The 19,645-nt window shown below is 57.1% G+C and carries 19 protein-coding genes; 14 read left to right on the forward strand and 5 right to left on the reverse strand.

Translation table 11 applies throughout. From position 1 onward, the window contains the following. The first annotated feature begins 89 nt into the window (after nucleotides 1-89). Together PGR23_RS09230 and PGR23_RS09235 are read left to right on the forward strand one after the other, a co-directional pair. The gene (locus PGR23_RS09230) at nucleotides 90-704 is read left to right on the forward strand and encodes a flavin reductase family protein (RefSeq protein ID WP_047078435.1); all 615 of its coding nucleotides are present in this window, start codon (nucleotides 90-92) and stop codon (nucleotides 702-704) included. Nucleotides 705-862: 158 nt separating this feature from the next. Next, the gene (locus PGR23_RS09235) at nucleotides 863-1,126 is read left to right on the forward strand and encodes a DUF1471 domain-containing protein (RefSeq protein WP_072251435.1); all 264 of its coding nucleotides are present in this window, start codon (nucleotides 863-865) and stop codon (nucleotides 1,124-1,126) included. A 112-nt stretch (nucleotides 1,127-1,238) separates the two neighbouring features. On the opposite strand, the gene PGR23_RS09240 is transcribed toward PGR23_RS09235, so the two are convergent. After that, nucleotides 1,239-1,412: a hypothetical protein gene (locus PGR23_RS09240; protein WP_155958909.1), complete on the reverse strand. Its 174-nt coding sequence runs from the start codon at nucleotides 1,410-1,412 to the stop codon at nucleotides 1,239-1,241. 67 nt (nucleotides 1,413-1,479) lie between these two features. Between PGR23_RS09240 and PGR23_RS09245 the strand changes: the two genes are divergently transcribed. From PGR23_RS09245 to ybiJ, 4 genes are all read left to right on the forward strand, one after another. Next, a complete protein-coding gene (locus PGR23_RS09245; RefSeq protein WP_047049503.1) occupies nucleotides 1,480-3,768 on the forward strand; it encodes a catecholate siderophore receptor Fiu in 2,289 nt (762 codons plus the stop codon). A 44-nt stretch (nucleotides 3,769-3,812) separates the two neighbouring features. After that, nucleotides 3,813-4,490 carry a PKHD-type hydroxylase YbiX gene (gene ybiX / locus PGR23_RS09250; RefSeq protein WP_047049122.1) on the forward strand — a complete coding sequence of 226 codons (678 nt, stop codon included), beginning with the start codon at nucleotides 3,813-3,815 and terminating at the stop codon, nucleotides 4,488-4,490. 79 nt (nucleotides 4,491-4,569) lie between these two features. After that, nucleotides 4,570-4,836, forward strand: coding sequence for a DksA/TraR family C4-type zinc finger protein (locus PGR23_RS09255; RefSeq protein WP_047049124.1), 267 nt, complete (start codon nucleotides 4,570-4,572; stop codon nucleotides 4,834-4,836). A gap of 283 nt (nucleotides 4,837-5,119) precedes the next feature. Next, complete coding sequence (gene ybiJ, locus PGR23_RS09260; protein ID WP_047049127.1) at nucleotides 5,120-5,380, forward strand: DUF1471 family protein YbiJ; 261 nt, start codon at nucleotides 5,120-5,122, stop codon at nucleotides 5,378-5,380. A gap of 102 nt (nucleotides 5,381-5,482) precedes the next feature. On the opposite strand, the gene ybiB is transcribed toward ybiJ, so the two are convergent. From ybiB to rhlE, 3 genes are all read right to left on the reverse strand, one after another. Further along, nucleotides 5,483-6,451: a DNA-binding protein YbiB gene (gene ybiB / locus PGR23_RS09265; RefSeq protein WP_063414764.1), complete on the reverse strand. Its 969-nt coding sequence runs from the start codon at nucleotides 6,449-6,451 to the stop codon at nucleotides 5,483-5,485. A gap of 42 nt (nucleotides 6,452-6,493) precedes the next feature. Next, complete coding sequence (gene dinG, locus PGR23_RS09270; protein ID WP_213797526.1) at nucleotides 6,494-8,638, reverse strand: ATP-dependent DNA helicase DinG; 2,145 nt, start codon at nucleotides 8,636-8,638, stop codon at nucleotides 6,494-6,496. Nucleotides 8,639-8,835: 197 nt separating this feature from the next. Further along, the gene (gene rhlE, locus PGR23_RS09275; RefSeq protein ID WP_047049137.1) at nucleotides 8,836-10,191 is read right to left on the reverse strand and encodes an ATP-dependent RNA helicase RhlE; all 1,356 of its coding nucleotides are present in this window, start codon (nucleotides 10,189-10,191) and stop codon (nucleotides 8,836-8,838) included. Nucleotides 10,192-10,450: 259 nt separating this feature from the next. Between rhlE and cecR the strand changes: the two genes are divergently transcribed. From cecR to PGR23_RS09300, 5 genes are all read left to right on the forward strand, one after another. Then, the gene (cecR, locus tag PGR23_RS09280; RefSeq protein ID WP_045395044.1) at nucleotides 10,451-11,128 is read left to right on the forward strand and encodes a transcriptional regulator CecR; all 678 of its coding nucleotides are present in this window, start codon (nucleotides 10,451-10,453) and stop codon (nucleotides 11,126-11,128) included. Continuing rightward, entirely contained in the window at nucleotides 11,125-12,117 is a 993-nt protein-coding gene (gene hlyD / locus PGR23_RS09285; RefSeq protein ID WP_045395045.1) for a secretion protein HlyD, read from the forward strand. The genes cecR and hlyD overlap by 4 nt, the downstream gene beginning before the upstream one ends. After that, nucleotides 12,110-13,849 carry an ATP-binding cassette domain-containing protein gene (locus PGR23_RS09290; RefSeq protein ID WP_045395046.1) on the forward strand — a complete coding sequence of 580 codons (1,740 nt, stop codon included), beginning with the start codon at nucleotides 12,110-12,112 and terminating at the stop codon, nucleotides 13,847-13,849. The genes hlyD and PGR23_RS09290 overlap by 8 nt, the downstream gene beginning before the upstream one ends. Then, on the forward strand, nucleotides 13,839-14,972 hold the full coding sequence (locus PGR23_RS09295) for an ABC transporter permease (RefSeq protein WP_042895141.1): 1,134 nt from the start codon (nucleotides 13,839-13,841) through the stop codon (nucleotides 14,970-14,972). Before PGR23_RS09290 ends, PGR23_RS09295 begins: the two co-directional genes overlap by 11 nt. A gap of 89 nt (nucleotides 14,973-15,061) precedes the next feature. Continuing rightward, entirely contained in the window at nucleotides 15,062-16,168 is a 1,107-nt protein-coding gene (locus PGR23_RS09300) for an ABC transporter permease (RefSeq protein ID WP_396279825.1), read from the forward strand. Here PGR23_RS09300 and PGR23_RS09305 read toward each other — a convergent pair. Next, complete coding sequence (locus tag PGR23_RS09305; protein WP_047049141.1) at nucleotides 16,130-16,540, reverse strand: YbhQ family protein; 411 nt, start codon at nucleotides 16,538-16,540, stop codon at nucleotides 16,130-16,132. The genes PGR23_RS09300 and PGR23_RS09305 overlap by 39 nt on opposite strands. Nucleotides 16,541-16,671: 131 nt before the next feature. Here PGR23_RS09305 and PGR23_RS09310 point away from each other — a divergent pair, with 131 nt between their 5' ends. Genes PGR23_RS09310 through PGR23_RS09320 form a run of 3 tightly spaced genes read left to right on the forward strand, consistent with a single transcriptional unit; the run spans nucleotide 16,672 to nucleotide 19,636 of the window. Then, a complete protein-coding gene (locus PGR23_RS09310) occupies nucleotides 16,672-17,433 on the forward strand; it encodes an endonuclease/exonuclease/phosphatase family protein (RefSeq protein ID WP_047049144.1) in 762 nt (253 codons plus the stop codon). Further along, a complete protein-coding gene (gene clsB / locus PGR23_RS09315) occupies nucleotides 17,430-18,674 on the forward strand; it encodes a cardiolipin synthase ClsB (protein WP_015704806.1) in 1,245 nt (414 codons plus the stop codon). The genes PGR23_RS09310 and clsB overlap by 4 nt, the downstream gene beginning before the upstream one ends. After that, complete coding sequence (locus tag PGR23_RS09320) at nucleotides 18,671-19,636, forward strand: lysylphosphatidylglycerol synthase domain-containing protein (protein ID WP_289577133.1); 966 nt, start codon at nucleotides 18,671-18,673, stop codon at nucleotides 19,634-19,636. The genes clsB and PGR23_RS09320 overlap by 4 nt, the downstream gene beginning before the upstream one ends. Nucleotides 19,637-19,645 lie beyond the last annotated feature (9 nt).

Consider the following 19,645-nt stretch of genomic DNA (forward strand, 5'->3'; position numbering starts at 1 on the left):
CCTTTCAACAGCCGCGTAAGATACCCGTTGACGGCGGCGCGGTAAATAAGGGAGTCTGGATATCTTCTTATTTCGCTTTCTGGTGCTCTATGTACTTCTATCAACCTGCCGAAGGCCACGGCCTACCGCACGACCCGCTGAATGCCATCGTCGGGCCGCGCCCCATCGGCTGGATCGCTTCGCTCGATAGCGCAGGGCAACGTAATCTCGCCCCCTACAGCTTCTTCAACTGCTTTAACTATCGGCCGCCGATCATCGGTTTCGCCAGCGGCGGCTGGAAAGACAGCGTGCAGAACATTGTTGAAACAAAAGAGTTTGTCTGGAATCTGGCTACCCGGCCACTCGCCGAAGCGATGAATGAAACCTCCGCCTCCATTCCGCGTCATGAAGATGAATTCCTGCGCGCCGGATTAACCGCCGCGCCGAGCCGGATCGTCCGCGCCCCGCGCGTGGCGGAAAGCCCGGTCCACTTCGAATGCCGCCTGTCGCAGTGTATTCAGTTGACGCGCGCCAGCGGCGAAGCCATTGATAGCTGGCTGGTACTGGGAGAAGTGGTCGCCGTACATATTGATGAGTCGCTGCTGGAAGACGGGATCTATCAAACCGCGAAAGCGCAGCCGATTTTACGCGCCGGCGGGCCAACCGCCTACTACAGCATTGATGAAAGCCAGCGCTTCGATCTAACCCGTCCGGACGCTCGCTGACCGCGAATCCCGACGCGCCGTACCTCACCGCACCGGGTTCGCATCAACAGGTGCGGTGAGACAAAAAGCCATTGTTTGCCCGCCGGTTATACCCTGATTCTCTTCGCGAAACGGCCTATACTTGAGGTATGTCCCATGCTGTTAATGAGGATATACCCATGAAAACATCTCTGCTCTCGCTGCTCTTTATCGCGCTTGCCGCCCCCTCCTCCTATGCCCTGGCCGACACGCCTGAATCTGCGCTTACCCAGACCGGTCCGCTTCGCCCGTCCGGCACCGTATCCGCCTCCGGCGCCAGCACCCTTGACGATTTGCAGGCCCAGTTGGCGCAAAAAGCCCACCAGCAGGGCGCGCTCGCCTGGAGAATTAACGCCGCCGGCGGCGGTAATAAATTGGCGGGAAGCGCGATAATTTATAAATAGCGCGCTTGATGCACTAAGCCTGACGGGGCGAAAAACACCCACTTCGACCCGTGGAATATCATGCTTTCTGCCCTTTATGTATAAATAATGCAGCCCATATAAACAAATGTATTTATTTTTTTATAAATGAGTGATAAAAATCCGCCGTTGTTTGATAATGGTTATCAAAATCATTATCAAACGCATTGCTATTGTTAAGAACACCTGCAGTGGTCGAAACGAGACAGACTCCGTTTACGGTCGCATCGGCAAAGCGCCCCACCCTGGCAGACGTTAATTGGCGCATCTCATTTCCGCCAATACAACGATGTTGGGAAACAGGGCCAAATTAAAACTATAAGTTGCTCATGGATATGGAAAAAAATAACAATCTCCCTTTTAGCAGTTTCCGTTCACTGACGATTTTCACCGGTTTATGCCTGAGCCTCTCCCCGACGGGTCAGGTACTGGCGGCAGACAGCAATGAACAGAAAGGCGGCGAAACCCTGGTCGTTGAAGCGCAAACGCCATCGCTGTATGCGCCAACGCATTCCGCTGACCCAAAATTCTCCCGCCCCATCGCCGACACCACCCGCACCGTCACGGTGGTATCAGAGCAGGTCATGAAGGACCAGGGCGTCACTAACCTGACCGATGCGTTGAAAAACGTGCCGGGCGTGGGCGCCTTCTTCGCCGGCGAAAACGGTAACTCCACCACCGGCGACACCATCTATATGCGCGGCGCCGATACCTCCAACAGTATCTATGTCGACGGCATTCGCGATATCGGCAGCGTCACTCGCGATACCTTTAATACCGAGCAGGTTGAAGTGATTAAAGGGCCATCGGGTTCCGACTACGGCCGCAGCGCGCCAACCGGATCGATCAACATGATCAGCAAACAGCCGCGTCTGGATTCCGGGATCGATGCTTCCGCCAGCGTCGGCAGCGCGTGGATGCGCCGCGGCACCCTCGATATCAATGAAGCCATTGGCGATACCAGCGCCGTGCGCCTGAACCTGATGGGAGAGAAAACCCACGATGCCGGCCGCGATAAAGTTAAAAATGAACGTTACGGCATCGCGCCATCCGTCGCCTTTGGTCTCGGCACTGAGAATCGCCTGTACCTGAACTATCTGCACGTCACCCAGCACAATACGCCGGACGGCGGTATTCCAACCATCGGCCTGCCGGGCTACTCGGCGCCAAACGCCGCCACCGATGCGCTGAACCACTCTGGTAAAGTCGCAACCAGCAACTTCTACGGTACGGACTCTGATTACGACGACTCGACCACCGATACCGTGACCATGCGTTTCGAACACGATATCAATGACAACACGACGATCCGCAACATCACGCGCTGGTCGCGGGTGAAACAGGATTACCTGATGACCGCGGTCATGGGCGGCGCGTCAAACATTACTCAACCGGATCCCAATAACGTCAATACCTGGACCTGGTCACGTCTGGCAAACACCAAAGACACCAGCAACAAGATCCTAACCAACCAGACCAATCTGACGAGCAAATTTTTCACCGGATCCGTCGGCCATGACGTCAGCGCCGGGGTAGAATTTACCCGCGAAACGCAGACTAACTACGGCGTCTATCCGATCACCCCGCCGGCGGTGAATATCTATCATCCGAATAGCGATATTTCGATCGGCGGCCTGAACCGCAGCGGCGCTAACGCCAACGGTCAGACCGATACCTTCGGCCTGTACGCTTTCGATACTCTGCAGATCACCCGCGATTTTGAGCTGAACGGCGGTATCCGCCTCGATACCTATCAAACCAAATACGATAGCGCCAGCCTGTGCGGCGGCAGCGGTCGTGGAGCCATCGCCTGCCCGACCGGCGTCGCTAAAGATACGCCGGTCACCACCGTGGACACCTCTACCAGCGGCAACCTGGTCAACTGGAAAGCCGGCGCGCTGTATCATCTGACTGATAACGGCAATGTGTACGTTAACTACGCAATCTCGCAACAACCGCCGGGCGGTAGCAACTTCACCCTCGCCCAAAGCGGCAGCGGCAATAGCGCCAACCGCACCGACTTCCAGCCGCAAAAAGCGAAGACCAGCGAACTGGGCACCAAGTGGGAACTGATGGATAAGCGCCTGCTGCTGACCGCGGCGCTGTTCCGCACCGATATAGAAAACGAGGTCGAACAAAACGACGACGGTACTTACTCGCAGTATGGTAAGAAGCGGGTCGAAGGCTATGAGATTTCACTGGCCGGTAATATTACCCCGGACTGGCAGGTTATTGGCGGTTACACCCAGCAGCATGCGACGATCCGTGAAGGCGCCGATGCCGCTCAGGATGGCACCAGCTCAATGCCGTATACGCCGGAACACGCCTTTACCGTCTGGAGCCAGTACCAGGCCACCGATGCCCTCTCCGTCGGCGCCGGCGCCCGCTACATTGGCAGCATGCACCGTGGCAAAGATGGCGCGGTTGGCACGCCGTCCTACACCGAAGGCTATTGGGTAGCGGATGCGAAAATGGGCTATCGGGTTAATCGCAATCTCGACCTGCAACTGAACGTGTATAACCTGTTTGATACCAATTACGTCGCGTCTATTAACAAGAGCGGCTATCGTTATCACCCGGGCGAGCCACGCACTTTCCTGTTAACTGCTAACGTGCATTTCTAATCGATGCGGGGCGGAAACGCCCCGTTTTCTCAGGAGCTTGAGCCATGATGTACCATATCCCCGCCGTCCTGACGCCTCAGGAAGTCGCCGAATTCGCCGCTCAGCTACAGCAGGCCGAGTGGGTTGACGGCCGCGTGACCACCGGCGCCCAGGGGGCGCAGGTAAAAAACAATCAGCAGGTCGATACGCGCAGCGCTTTATACGGCGAGCTACAGGCTAAGGTCCAGGCGGCGCTGAACCGCAGTTCGCTGTTCTTCGCCGCGGCGTTACCCAAAACGCTCTCCACCCCGCTGTTTAACCGCTACCAGCAGCAAGAAACCTACGGTTTTCACGTCGATGGCGCGGTACGCAGCCACGGTCAGGGCGGCTGGATGCGCACCGACCTCTCCGCCACCCTGTTCCTTAACGATCCGCAAAGCTACGACGGCGGCGAACTGGTGGTCAATGATACCTATGGCCAGCACAAGGTAAAATTGCCGGCCGGCGATCTGGTGCTCTATCCTTCAAGCAGCCTGCACTGCGTAACTCCAGTCACCTCCGGCGAACGCATCGCCTCTTTTCTATGGATCCAGTCGATGATCCGCGACGATAAGCGTCGCGCAATGCTGTTCGAGCTCGATGGTAATATTCAGAAGTTAAAGAGCCGCCACGGCGAGAGCGATGAGGTGCTGTCGCTTCTCAACCTGTACCACAACCTGCTGCGGGAATGGTCGGAAATCTAAGCAACCTAAACCTTGTCTGGTCATTTTTTGCCCCCATCTTTTCTATACTTTAAACAGATATTGAGATGAGGAGCACATCATGGCGTCAGGTTGGGCAAACGATGGGGCCGTACAGGATCAAATCGACAGCACGGTAAACGATGCCGTTGCCCGCGCCCGTAGCGAGCTGCCAAGCGGTGAGAGCAACAAATTTTGTGAAGAATGCGCAGAGCCGATTCCCGAGGCCCGGCGCAAGGCAATTCCCGGGGTCAGATACTGCGTGAAGTGCCAACAGGATAAAGATTTACATAACAATACATATTCAGGATATAATCGCCGTGGTTCCAAAGATAGCCAGCTACGCTGACCTTCCTTTACCGTTCATTACCGCCGATCGCGTTATCTTTTCGCGCACGTTTTTTGGCGAAAAAAGTGGCAAAATGTGCCTTTAGTTGCCATGGCAATTAGTTTACCCCTCGCCCGCGGCAATAGCGGAAAATAATTTATTAATATTCAATAAATTATTCATTATTCAAAAAATTCGATGAAGACTGTGAATTTCCTTCGATTTTATCTCGCGGCAAAAAACGTGATACTTATCACATCGACGGAACATCGTCCTCTACAGAACATAATGCGAGAAATTAATCATGAAAAATATCAAATACGCTGCCGCTGCTATCGCCCTTTCCGCTCTGTCCTTCGGCGCATTCGCCGCTCAGCCGGTAACCCCGTCACAGGCAGAAAGCATGAATAAAATCGGTGTTGTTTCCGCTGAAGGCGCAACGACGCTGGATGGTCTGGAAGCCAAACTGGCTGCTAAAGCAGATGCCGCTGGCGCAACCGGCTACAGCATCACCTCCGCTAACACCAACAACAAAGTTAGCGGTACCGCGGTTATCTACAAATAATCGCAGCAACACTCTGAAATGCCACTGAATTAACCCTGAAAAGACCTTTTAAATACCCTTGTTTGCCCGTCCGAGCCACCGGACGGGCTTTTTTTTGTCCGTTTACCAGCGTTCGGCAACCTGCGCCAGACCATGGGCGAGCGAAGTCGCCTGACCGGTGGCGACCAGGCAGCAGGCGAGCTGAATTTTCAGCGACTGCGGAACCGGCTCGCTACCGCTCACGCAGCGCTCAATCCAGCGCGCGGTAACTTCGGGATCTTTAGATTCCGGCAGCGCCACCTTGTCCTGCTGGCTTTCATCGGCTCGCTCATGCAGCGCTCGCGTCCCCGCCGCATCAATGAGATTGATTTGCGGACAACGCTGCGGATTGGCGTAAACCTCACCTTCGGTACCGTGCATCAATAGCGCGCGTCCGCCGATTTCAGTAAAGAACTTCGCGACCTTATCGACGTATTCCGGATGCGAGACGCTCGACAGACGCAGCGCGGCATCTTCGGCAAATGGCGTCGCCAGCTTAGCCAGGGTATGTGCGCTGTTACGCACCCCCATCCGCCAGCGCAGCGCCAGCTGCTTTTCCAGCGGCGGACACAGTGCGCCAATCGGGATATAGACGGGTTCATGGCCGTCAAGACGCGCCTGAGCCTGCCCGGCATGGGTCGTCGCCGGGATCCCCATGAGCTCAAAGATGGTTTCCGTCAGGACGCGAGTAGGGTCATGGCTGACGCCGTGCACCACTACCGGAAAGCCCATTTTATGCAACAGCACCGCCAGCAGCGGCGTCAGGTTGGCCTGTTTGCGCGCGCCGTTATAGCTGGGAATGACGATAGGCATCGGTTTAGCAACCGGCGGCGTCAGGCGGATAGTCTGTAGCTGCATCGCCTCATAGAAGCCCTGCATTTCCGCTTCGCCTTCGCCCTTGATGCGCAGCGCGATGAGGATCGCCCCCAGCTCCAGTTCGCCGACTTCGCCGTTTAACATCCGCGTATACAGCGCGCGGGCCGTTTCCCGATCCAGATCGCGAGCGTGATTCTTTCCACGCCCGACTTCTTTGATGATTTTGGTGTAATCCATCGACTTGCTCCCTCCAGCGGTATGCTTTGCCGACCGGACCGCTTAGCGGCGTCGGCGACGCGTCTGTTTTGCTTTGCTTTTTACTATAACCTCGGGAACGCCCGGCTGCTCTATAGGAAATACCGGTAGCGCATTTAACAAGCGCGCGCCGTAGTTTTTGGTCAGCAGCCGCTTGTCGTAAATAACGACTTCGCCCCAGCACTGATGGCTACGGATCAGGCGCCCAACCTGCTGAATCAGGTTGAAAGAAGCGCTTGGCAGGCTTTGCACCTCAAAGGGATAGCGGTTCAGGCTTTTCAGCCACTCGCCTTCGGTAATCACCACCGGGCTGTCGATTGGCGGGAAGGCGATTTTATGGATATGGACCTGGCTTAGCAGCTCGCCTTTTAAATCCAGCCCTTCGGCGAAGGACTGCAGGCCGACCAGCACGCTGCGCTCGCCGCCTTCAATGCGCTTACGATGCAGCTCCACCAGCCGATAACGCGGTTGGTCGCCCTGAACCAGCAGCAGTAAGCGCAGATCGGTAACATGCTCAAGGAATCGCTGCATCGCCCGTCCGCTGGCAAACAGCACCAGCATCCCCGGATGCTTTTTGCTCTCGACCTGCTCGCGGAAAAAGGCCGCCATTTCGGCAATATGCTGCTCTTCGTTATCAATCGTCGGTTCATAGCGCATCTGGGGAATAATAATTTTCCCCTGCTCGACGTGATTAAACGGGGAATCCAGCGCCACAAAACGATCGCCAGCTTTCTCTTTCAGCCCGCTCATCTCCTGCAGACGCGAGAAGCTGTTCAACGAACGCAGGGTCGCCGAGGTAACGACAATATGCGGCACGCTGCGCCACAGCAGGCGTTCGAGCTGATCGCTGACGCGGATACCGACGCAGTGGAACCAGACATGTATCTGGCCGTCGCGGACATCGCGGGTCGCCCATTTGGTTACCGGCGCGCCGGAGGACTGCGCCAGCGACGCCAGCCGCCACAGCTTGCTCTGGCTTTCAAACATACCGAGCGCCCGGTTCATCTGCAGCAGAATACGATGCAAACGCACCACATCGTGGCTGCCGGTCTTTTCGCTGAGGTCGTTCAGGAACAGCTCCGCCAGCCCGCGTAGCATTTCGGTGAGCTTCGCCAGCCGCTGGCAAATTTCCATCACCTCCTGCGGTAGTTCGCCCATCGGGAAACGATGTTCCGCCTCCTGAGCTGCAGGCATATAGAGATTGAGAATATTGTTCAGCGAGGCGATAAGCTCATAGAGCTCTTCACAGTGTTCGTTGAGACGCTCGGGGTTAGCCAGCGGCGGCGTCGTCTTCGGACGAAACTGCTCCATGCAGGTCGCCACCAGTTTGCTGAACAGATCCAGCTGCAGTCGGTACCAGGGAGCGGTTATCTCAGCGCTCATCTCTAAGGCGTCGCGGGCGACATCCGGCAGATGATGGCCTTCGTCGAGCACCAGCAGCAGGTTTTTCGGCTCCGGCAGCACCGCTTCGCTCTCCATCGCCGCCATCACCAACGCATGGTTGGCCACCACCACTTCCGCCTCCTGAATTTCCCGTCGCGCGACGAAGAATGGGCATTCACGATAATAGTGGCAGTTACGGTTAAGACAGCTGGCTTTATCGGTGCTCAAACGCCCCCATAGGGCATCATCAATGGGCTTATCGGTATGGTCGCGCAGGCCATCCCATTTATAGCCGTCGAGATCGGTTTTCAGCGTCGCGCACAGCTTTTGTTCGGCCTGGTTTTTTGGCGTCAGATCGTCATCGAGGAACGCCAGCAGGTCCTGCTGCGTCGCCTCGGTGCTGGCCAGCGCCGTCAGATTACGCGGGCAAACGTAGCGCCCGCGGCCAAAGGCGGCGGTAAAGCGCAGGTCGGGAATGATCTTACGCAGCAGCGGCAGATCTTTACTGTAGATTTGATCCTGCAAAGCGACGTTGGCGGTGCTGACCACCAGCGTTTTTTGTTCTTCTCGAGCGATGGCGATCCCGGGGATAAGGTATGACAGCGTTTTACCGACGCCGGTCGGGGCTTCGATAGCCAGATGCCGCCCCTCTTCCCCCGCGAGCGTTTTCGCCACATCGGCAATCATCTGCCGCTGCGGGGCTCGGGGGATAAAGTCCGGGATCTGTTCCTGAAGCGCCTTATACCAGGCGGCGATTTGCGCTTTTAGCGCAGCGGTCAAAGCCATGAGAAAACCTGAATACTGTATAAACAGCCACTATTGTGCCATTTTTAGCGGCCCGGAGGTATTGCTTTCTACTGAGTGTGGAAGCGTGCTCGATAAAACGCGATGCAAAAAGCAAAAAGAACGGCCCGCCGCCGCGCAAGCGGACAGACGGGCCGTTTTGAGCCTGGACGCGCTGCCGCAGCCCAGGTATCAGCGTATTACTCGCCGGCAGGTTTACGCGGGCGACGACGGCGCGGCGGTTTACCGTCCTGGGCGCGCGCCTTCGGCGCTTCGCCATCCTGACGGCGCGGCGCAGCCTGCTGGCTACGACCCTGGTTTTGGCCCTGACCGCTGCGGCCCTGACCCTGACCCTGACCACGGCCACCGCCGCTACGCTGCTGACGGCCGTTTTGAATCGGCTCCGCTTTAATTGACGGATCCGGCTCGTAGCCGGCAATAGCAATCCGTGGGATCTCTTTTTTCAGCAAGCGTTCAATATCGCGCAGCAGCTTGTGCTCATCAACGCATACCAGCGACAGCGCTTCGCCGGTCGCCGCCGCGCGGCCGGTACGACCGATACGGTGGACATAATCTTCCGGCACGTTCGGCAGCTCGTAGTTCACCACGTGCGGCAGCTCTTCAATATCAAGGCCGCGGGCGGCGATATCGGTCGCTACCAGCACGCGAATGCCGCCGGATTTAAAGTCGGCCAGCGCGCGGGTACGCGCCCCCTGGCTCTTATTTCCGTGGATAGCGGCGCTGCGGATACCGTCTTTATTCAGTTGCTCGGCTAAATGGTTCGCGCCGTGCTTGGTACGAGTAAAGACCAGCACCTGCTGCCAGTTGCCTTCGCCGATCATCTGCGACAGCAGCTCGCGCTTGCGTTTCTTATCCACAAAGTGGACGTGTTGGGTGATCTGCTCGGAAGCGGTATTACGACGCGCCACTTCAACTTCCAGCGGGTTGTGCAGCAGCTTTTCCGCCAGCGCTTTGATCTCGTCGGAGAAGGTAGCGGAGAACAGCAGGTTTTGACGACGCGGCGGCAGTTTAGCCAGCACGCGGCGGATGTCGTGGATAAAGCCCATGTCCAGCATGCGGTCGGCTTCATCCAGAATCAGCACTTCAACTTTATCGAGGCTAACCGCATTCTGATGCTCGAGATCCAGCAGACGGCCCGGGGTGGCGACGAGGATATCGACGCCGCCGCGCAGTTTCATCATCTGCGGATTAATGCTTACGCCGCCGAAAACAACCAGCGAGCGGATATTCAGATACTTGCTGTAGTCGCGGACGTTCTCGCCCACCTGCGCCGCCAGCTCGCGGGTCGGCGTCAGGATCAGCGCGCGAACCGGGCGACGGCCCTTCGCGTGCGGCTCGTTCTGAATCAGACGTTGCAGCAGCGGCAGCGTAAAACCAGCGGTCTTACCGGTACCGGTCTGGGCGCTGGCCATCAGGTCGCGACCCTGCAGTACAGCCGGGATCGCCTGCTGCTGGATAGGGGTCGGCTCAACGTAGCCCTGCTCGGCGACGGCGCGCAGGATATCGGGATTCAGGCCAAGGGAATCAAAAGACATAACAACTCCGAACCGCCCCGGCCCGTTTAAGGGCGTAGTTTTCAGGGAGATTATTGCGATAGAGATGGCAAAAACCACAATGCCATGAAGGGGCGCAGTTTAGCAGATTTTGTGACGAACCGCATAAAATATCCCCGGAGGATTTAGCGGCAAAATAATGCTCGCCCGCGCGGCGTTATCTTCAGTATTCATCATTCTGGACAGATATGCGAATCGCCTCTATTCTTAATCAATCGATTGATTAATTTTTTAGAGTGCGATGAACAGTACTTCCGTCACCAGTAAAGGCGAACAAGCCAAAAGCCAACTTATCGCCGCCGCCATCGCGCAATTCGGCGAGTATGGCCTCCATGCGACGACCCGCGATATCGCCGCGCAGGCCGGGCAAAATATCGCTGCTATCACCTATTATTTCGGTTCGAAAGACGACCTGTATCTCGCCTGCGCGCAGTGGATCGCCGACTGTATCGGCGAGAATTTCCGCCCGCATGCCGAAGCGGCCGAAGCCCTGCTCGCCCAGACGCCCCCCGACAAACCGGCGCTGCGGGAATTGATTCTGCGCAGCTGCCGCGATATGAGTCTGCTGCTGACCCAGGACGACACGGTCAACCTCAGCAAATTTATCTCTCGCGAGCAGCTCTCCCCTACGGCGGCTTACCAGCTTATCCACCAGCAGGTTATCGCCCCGCTACATAGCTATTTGACGCGGCTTATCGCCGCCTGGACCGGGCGCGATGCCAACGATACGCAAATGATTCTGCACACCCACGCCCTGCTTGGCGAGGTGCTGGCCTTCCGCCTCGGGCGGGAAACCATTTTACTGCGTACCGGCTGGGCGCAGTTCGATCAACAAAAGGCTGAACAAATTTTTCAGGTGATTACCTGTCATATCGATTTCATTCTGCAAGGGTTAGCGCAAAGGAGCCTGGGATCATGAAAAAACCCGTCGTCGTTCTACTGGTCGTCATCGTGCTCGCCGCGATCGGCGGCGCCTGGTGGTGGTATCAAAGCAGCCAGGCGAAAGATCTCACTCTCTATGGCAATGTCGATATTCGCACTGTGAATATGAGCTTCCGCGTCGGCGGACGGCTGGCAACCCTGAACGTCGATGAAGGCGATGAAATTCGCCGCGGGCAAACCCTCGGCGAACTTGACCGCGCGCCGTATGAGAACGCGCTGCAGCAGGCGCAGGCCAACGTCTCCACCGCCCAGGCGCAGTACGATTTGATGATGGCGGGCTACCGTGCCGAAGAGATTGCGCAGGCGGCGGCCGCGGTTAATCAGGCGCAGGCCGCCTGGGTCTATGCGCAGAATTTTTATCAACGTCAGCTCGGCCTGCGCGCCAGCAGCGCGATTTCAGCCAACGACCTCGAAAACGCCCGTTCTTCACGCGATCAGGCGCAGGCGACCCTAAAATCGGCGCAGGACAAACTGCGTCAATATCGCGCCGGTAACCGCCCGCAGGAAATTGCCCAGGCCAAAGCCAGCCTTGAACAGGCGCAGGCGGCCCTGGCGCAGGCCAAACTGGACCTGCACGATACCGTACTGACCGCGCCATCCGACGGTACCCTGATGACCCGAGCCGTAGAGCCCGGCACCATGTTGAACGCCGGCGGCACGGTGTTGACGCTATCGTTAACCCATCCGGTTTGGGTACGCGCCTACGTTGACGAGAAAAACCTTGGCCAGGCGCAGCCGGGGCGCGAAGTACTGCTGTATACCGATAGCCGGCCGAACAAGCCCTATCATGGTAAAATCGGCTTTGTCTCCCCCAGCGCCGAATTCACGCCGAAGACCGTGGAAACACCGGATTTGCGTACCGATCTCGTCTACCGCCTGCGCATCGTGGTGAACGACGCCGACGGCGCGCTGCGTCAGGGCATGCCGGTCACCGTCTCCTTCAGCAACGGAAACGGGCATGAGTAAGGACGCGATAACTTTAACCGGACTGACACGCGGTTTTCCCGGTATGGACCGACCCGCGGTCGCGCCGCTGAACTGTACGATTCACTCAGGCTACGTCACAGGGCTCGTCGGCCCCGATGGCGCGGGTAAAACCACCCTGATGCGAATGCTGGCCGGTTTACTTAAGCCTGATGAGGGCAGCGCCAGCGTTATCGGCTTCGATCCGCTCAAGGACGACAGCGCGCTGCACGCGGCGCTCGGCTATATGCCGCAGAAATTCGGCCTGTATGAAGATCTGACGGTGATGGAAAACCTGAACCTGTACGCCGATCTGCGCAGCGTCACCGGCGAGGCGCGGAAGAAAATATTCGAGCGCCTGCTGGAATTCACTTCTCTTGGCCCTTTCACCGGGCGATTAGCCGGCAAACTCTCCGGCGGCATGAAGCAAAAACTGGGGCTCGCCTGTACGCTGGTAGGCGATCCGAAAGTGCTACTGTTAGATGAGCCCGGCGTCGGAGTCGATCCTATCTCGCGCCGCGAGCTGTGGCAGATGGTCCACGAACTGGCCGGCGACGGCATGCTTATTTTGTGGAGCACCTCTTATCTCGATGAAGCCGAGCAGTGCCGCGATGTGCTGCTGATGAACGAAGGTAAATTGCTTTACCAGGGCGAACCGAAGGCGCTGACGCAAACCATGGCCGGGCGCAGCTTTCTGGTCTCCAGCCCGCAGGAAAACAACCGCCGTCTGCTGCAGCGAGCGCTGAAACTCCCGCAAATTAGCGATGGCGTGATTCAGGGCAAATCGGTGCGTTTGATTCTGAAAAAGGAAGCCCGCATTGATGAAGTTCAGCAACATAACGACATGCCGCCGCTACAGGTGGCCGAAACCGCGCCGCGTTTTGAAGACGCCTTTATCGACCTGTTAGGCGGCGCCGGAACCGCCGAGTCGCCGCTGGGAGAGATTATTCATCACGTGGACGGCAGCAAAGACGAAACGGTCATTGAAGCACGGTCGTTAACGAAAAAGTTTGGTGATTTCGCCGCCACCGATCACGTCGATTTCCAGGTTAAGCGCGGTGAGATTTTCGGCCTGCTCGGGCCCAACGGCGCCGGTAAATCCACGACCTTCAAAATGATGTGCGGCCTGCTGGTGCCGACCGACGGAAAAGCGCTGGTGCTGGGGATGGATCTCAAGGTTAGCTCCGGTAAAGCGCGCCAGCATCTGGGCTACATGGCGCAAAAATTCTCGCTGTATGGCAACCTCAGCGTCGAGCAGAACCTGCGTTTTTTCTCCGGCGTTTACGGCCTACGCGGCCGGGCGCAAAATGAAAAAATCGCGCGCATGAGCGATGCCTTCGGCCTGAAAAGTATCGCCAGCCACGCCGCCGATGAGCTACCGCTCGGCTACAAGCAGCGGCTGGCGCTGGCCTGCTCGCTGATGCATGAACCCGACATCCTGTTTCTCGATGAACCCACCTCCGGCGTCGACCCGCTTACTCGCCGCGAATTCTGGCTGCATATCAACAGCATGGTCGATAAAGGGGTTACGGTGATGGTGACTACCCACTTTATGGATGAGGCGGAATACTGCGACCGCATCGGGCTGGTCTACCACGGTAAGCTTATCGCCAGCGGCACGCCGGACGCGCTGAAGGCGCAGGCGGCGAATGACAGTCAGGCGGATCCCACCATGGAACAGGCGTTTATTACCCTGATTAACCAATGGGACAAGGAAAACGGTCATGAGCAATAGCATTCTCTCCTGGCGACGGGTTCGCGCGCTGTGCGTCAAAGAGACCCGGCAGATCGTCCGCGATCCCAGCAGTTGGCTGATTGCGGTGGTGATCCCGCTACTCCTGCTGTTTATCTTCGGCTACGGCATTAACCTCGACTCCAGTAAACTGCGGGTCGGCGTATTGCTGGAACAGCAGAGCGAAGAGGCGCTGGACTTTGTCCATACCATGACCGGCTCGCCCTACATCGACGCCACCGTCAGCGATAATCGCCAGCAGTTGATTGAGCTGATGCAGGCCGGGCGCATTCGCGCGATGGTCGTCATTCCCGTCGATTTTGACCGTCAGATGGCCCGCGCCGGCGCCAATGCGCCGATTCAGTTGATTACCGACGGCAGCGAGCCTAACACCGCTAACTTCGCGCAGGGCTACGTCGAAGGTATCTGGCAGATCTGGCAACAGCAGCGGGCGGAAGACCGCGGTGAAACCTTTGAACCGCTTATTGACGTGCAGATGCGCTACTGGTTTAACCCAGCGGCCATCAGTCAGCACTTTATTATCCCCGGCGCAATTACCATCATCATGACCGTGGTCGGCGCGATATTGACCTCGCTGGTGGTAGCGCGCGAATGGGAACGCGGCACCATGGAAGCGCTGCTATCCACCGAAATCACCCGCGCCGAACTGCTGCTGTGCAAGATAATTCCCTACTATTTCCTTGGCATGCTGGCGATGTTGCTGTGTATGCTGGTATCGGTATTTATTCTCGGCGTGCCCTATCGCGGCTCGCTGCTAATTTTGTTTGTCATCACCAGCCTGTTTTTGCTCAGTACGCTGGGAATGGGGCTACTGATCTCGACCATTACCCGCAACCAATTTAACGCCGCGCAGGTCGCGTTGAACGCCGCTTTTTTACCGTCGATTATGTTGTCGGGGTTTATTTTCCAGATAGACAGTATGCCGGCGGTGATCCGCGCGGTGACCTACGTGATCCCGGCGCGTTATTTCGTTAACACCCTGCAAAGCCTGTTTCTGGCGGGCAATATTCCCGTGGTGCTGCTGGTGAACGTGCTGTTTTTGATTGCTTCGGCGGTGATGTTTATCGGCCTGACGTGGCTTAAAACCAAACGGCGTCTGGATTAACCCTGGCGCTCGAATTTTGCCCGGTGGCGCTACGCTTAACGGGCCTACGATAGGTTTCGGTCGCCCGGGTCCGACATGAGGAAGGTTCTATGTTTCATCGTTTATGGACATTAATCCGCAAAGAGCTGCAGTCGCTGCTGCGCGAACCGCAAACGCGGATGATTTTAATCATGCCGGTGCTGATTCAGGTACTGCTGTTTCCCTTTGCTGCCACGCTTGAGGTGACCAACGCTACCATCGCTATCTATAACGAAGATAGCGGCCGCCACGCGGTGGAGCTCACCCAGCGCTTTGCCCGCGCAAAGGCCTTTACCCACGTCCTGCTTCTGAAAAGCCCGCAGGAGATCCAGCCGACCATCGATGAACAAAAAGCCCTGCTCGTGGTGCGCTTCCCGGCGGATTTCTCGCGTAATCTCGACAACTATCAAACCGCCCCGCTACAGCTACTGCTCGACGGGCGTAACTCCAACAGCGCGCAAATCGCCGCTAACTATCTACAGCAGATTGTTAAAAACTATCAGCAGGATCTGCTGCAGGACAAAGCGAAACCGAACAACAGCGAACTGGTGGTGCGCAACTGGTACAACCCGAATCTCGACTATAAATGGTTCGTGGTGCCGTCGCTTATCGCCATGATCACCACCATCGGGGTGATGATCGTCACCTCGCTGTCGGTGGCTCGCGAGCGCGAACAGGGCACCCTCGATCAGCTGCTGGTTTCACCGCTCGCCACCTGGCAAATATTCGTTGGCAAAGCGGTACCGGCGCTGATAGTCGCCACGATGCAGGCGACTATCGTGCTGGCAATCGGCATCTGGGCCTATCAGATCCCATTTGCCGGCTCGCTGCTGCTGTTCTATTTCACCATGCTGATTTACGGACTCTCTCTGGTGGGCTTTGGCTTATTGATTTCTTCGCTGTGTTCAACCCAGCAGCAGGCATTTATCGGCGTGTTCGTCTTTATGATGCCGGCGATTCTGCTTTCCGGCTACGTTTCACCGGTAGAAAACATGCCGCAGTGGCTGCAGGACATCACCTGGCTCAACCCTATCCGGCACTTTACCGATATCACCAAACAAATTTATCTGAAGGATGCGAGTCTGAAGATTGTGTGGGGAAGTTTGTGGCCGCTATTAGTCATAGCGGCCACTACCGGCTCAGCGGCGTATGCGATGTTCCGAAGAAAGATTGCCTAGTTTTTTATCTTTCGCCAGCAGCGATACCACCGCCGGGCCTGCCAGTATGACCAGCCCGGCGAGGGCCAGCAGCAGGTTGTTGTGCAGCACGCGCGACAACAACCAGAGCACTATCATGGCGGCGCCGAAGTACCAGGTTGTGGTGAGCTCCTCAAGGAAGTCCCCCACATCGCGCCAGCGTGCTTCATGGTGACGCTGTAAAAACAGCATCGCCAGCAGCGTGACGCCGTACAGTACGCACAGCCCTAATCCGACGCGCACCAGCGCGCCGCTCATCCAACCCATCACCAGTACTGCCACGACCAGTAGATGCAACATAATCTGCCAGCAACTAAGACCTGTTGCGACGCGTACACGTTGTTGCCACTTCATGGCTTCTCTCCTGAAGGATTTTTCTCTGCTACTCAGAGTACCGCACTTTACGGAAAATTCCGTATCACCGCATCTTTTTGTGACGTCTACTACACTATTTTATTCAGGAAAGTGACATTAACTGGAGAATTATGGCTGAGCCAACGTCGCGAATTTCGGTGAACGTGCTGACAATTAACACTCATAAAGGCTTTACGGCGTTTAATCGGCGTTTTATTTTGCCCGAACTGCGCGAGGCCGTTCGCAGCGTCAGCGCCGACATAGTTTGCCTACAGGAAGTGATGGGCGCGCACGAAGTGCACCCTTTGCATATCGAAAACTGGCCTGACACCACCCATTACGAGTTTCTTGCCGACACCATGTGGAGCGATTACGCCTACGGGCGCAACGCGGTCTACCCCGAAGGCCATCACGGCAATGCGGTACTGTCGCGCTTTCCCATTGAATACTATGAAAATCGCGATATCTCAGTCGGCAATGGCGAAAAACGCGGCCTGCTTTACTGTCGCATCGTACCTCCGCGCAGCGGCGTGACGATCCACGTCATCTGCGTGCATCTCGGTCTTCGCGCGCACCAGCGGCAGGCACAGCTAACGATGCTGGCGGAGTGGGTCAATACGCTACCGGCAGACGATCCGGTGGTAGTAGCTGGTGATTTCAACGACTGGCGCCAGCAGGCTAATCAGCCCTTAAAAGCGCAGGCGGGGCTTGAAGAGATTTTTACTCGCGCCCGCGGGCGGCCGGTGCGCACCTTTCCGGTCGCTTTTCCGCTGCTGCGCCTCGATCGTATTTACGTTAAGAATGCTCATGCCAGCCATCCGAAGGCGCTGGCTCTTAAACACTGGCGGCATCTGTCCGATCATGCGCCCCTGAGCGTGGAGATACATCTGTGAAATGTCGCTGGCAGGAAGGCAATCGTATTACCCTACTGGAGAATGGCGACCAGTATTATCCGGCGTTATTCGCCGCCATTGGCCGCGCGCAGCGCAAGGTGATCCTCGAATCCTTTATCTGGTTTGAAGATGAGGTGGGCTGGCGACTGCATGCGGTGCTGCTGAAAGCCGCCCGCCGCGGTATTCAGGTGGAAGTGCTGCTCGACGGCTACGGCTCGCCTGATCTCAGCGATGAGTTTGTTGGCGAACTCACCGCCGCTGGCGTGGTCTTCCGCTACTACGATCCGCGCCCCCGGCTAATGGGTATGCGTACCAATTTATTCCGCCGCATGCATCGAAAAATCGTGGTGATTGACGACACAACGGCGTTTGTCGGCGGCATCAACTACTCTGCCGAGCACATGAGCGATTACGGTCCGGAGGCGAAACAAGATTATGCCGTGCAGGTTGAGGGGCCGGTGGTGCTCGATATTCTACAATTCGAGCTGGAGAACCTGCCCACCAGCGAGGCAGCCCGCCGCTGGTGGCGTCGCCGTCGCCATCAGCCGGAAATTAACCAAACCCCTGGCGAAGCGCAGGCGCTATTTATCTGGCGCGATAATCACGAACATCGTGACGATATTGAACGTCACTATCTGAAGATGCTGACCAGCGCCCGCCGCGAGGTCATCATCGCCAACGCCTATTTCTTTCCCGGCTACCGTCTGCTGCACGCCATGCGCAATGCCGCCCGGCGCGGCGTACGGGTCAAGCTGATTGTCCAGGGCGAGCCGGATATTCCGATTGTTAAGTTTGGCGCCCATCTGCTGTACCACTACCTGATTAAAGGCGGCGTTCAGGTGTATGAATACCGCCGCCGTCCGCTGCATGGCAAGGTAGCGCTGGCGGACGACCACTGGGCCACCGTCGGTTCCAGTAACCTCGACCCGCTGAGCCTGTCGTTGAATCTGGAGGCCAACCTGATTATCCACGACCGCGAGTTCAACCAGACCCTGCGCGATAACCTCAACGGCCTTATCGCCAGAGATTGCCAGCAGATAGATAAGTCTATGCTGCCAAAACGCAACTGGTGGCGGCTCGGCGTCAGCGTGCTGGCCTTCCACTTTCTGCGCCACTTCCCCGCCTGGGTCGGTTGGCTGCCGGCGCATACCCCGCAGTTGGCCAGGGTCAGCCCGCCGGTGCAGCCGGAAATCGAAACCCAGGACCGGGTAGAAACGCAAACCAGAGACAATCCGCTATGAGCAAATCGCATCCCCGCTGGCGGATGGTGAAAAGAGTGCTGACCGTGCTCTTTTTTATCGCCGTTATCGTATTGCTGGTGATTTACGCGCAAAAGGTCGACTGGCAGGATGTATGGAAGGTTATCCGCGGCTACGATCGTCTGGCGCTATTTAGCGCCGTTGGGTTGGTTATCGTCAGCTACCTGATTTATGGCTGCTACGATCTGCTCGGGCGAGCCTGGTGCGGCCATAAGCTGGCAAAAAAACAGGTGATGCTGGTGTCGTTTATCTGCTACGCCTTTAACCTGACGCTGAGTACCTGGGTCGGCGGGATCGGAATGCGCTATCGGCTATACTCGCGGCTGGGGCTGAACGGCAGCACCATTACCCGTATTTTCTCGCTTAGCATTACCACTAACTGGCTGGGCTATATTCTGCTGGGCGGCGTCATATTCACCGCGAATCTGGTGACGCTGCCGCCGCACTGGTACATTAGCCAAACCACGCTACGTATTATTGGCGGCGTTCTGCTGCTTTTTACCCTGCTCTATCTTTTCGCTTGCGCCTTCGCTAAACGCCGCCACATGACGATTAAGGGGCAGCGGCTGGTGCTGCCCTCTTTTCGTTTCGCTCTACTACAGATAGGGATTTCGGCGGCGAACTGGATGGTGATGGGGGCGATTATCTGGCTGCTCCTGGGCAGCGAGATTAACTATTTTCTGGTGCTGGGCGTGCTGCTGGTGAGCAGTATCGCCGGCGTTATCGTTCATATTCCCGCCGGAATTGGCGTGCTGGAGGCGGTGTTTATCGCCATGCTCTCCGGCGAGTCGATTTCGAAGGGGGCGATAATTGCCGCTCTGCTGGCGTGGCGCGCGCTGTACTATTTTCTGCCGCTGCTGCTGGCGACCATCGCTTATCTGGTGCTGGAGAGTCGGGCGAAAAAGCTGCGGCAGAAGAACGAACGCAAGCTGGCCCGCGGATGAAACGGCCCG

The sequence above is a fragment of the Klebsiella sp. 141162 genome, from assembly GCF_050600755.1.
Taxonomy (GTDB): Bacteria; Pseudomonadota; Gammaproteobacteria; order Enterobacterales; family Enterobacteriaceae; genus Klebsiella; species Klebsiella aerogenes.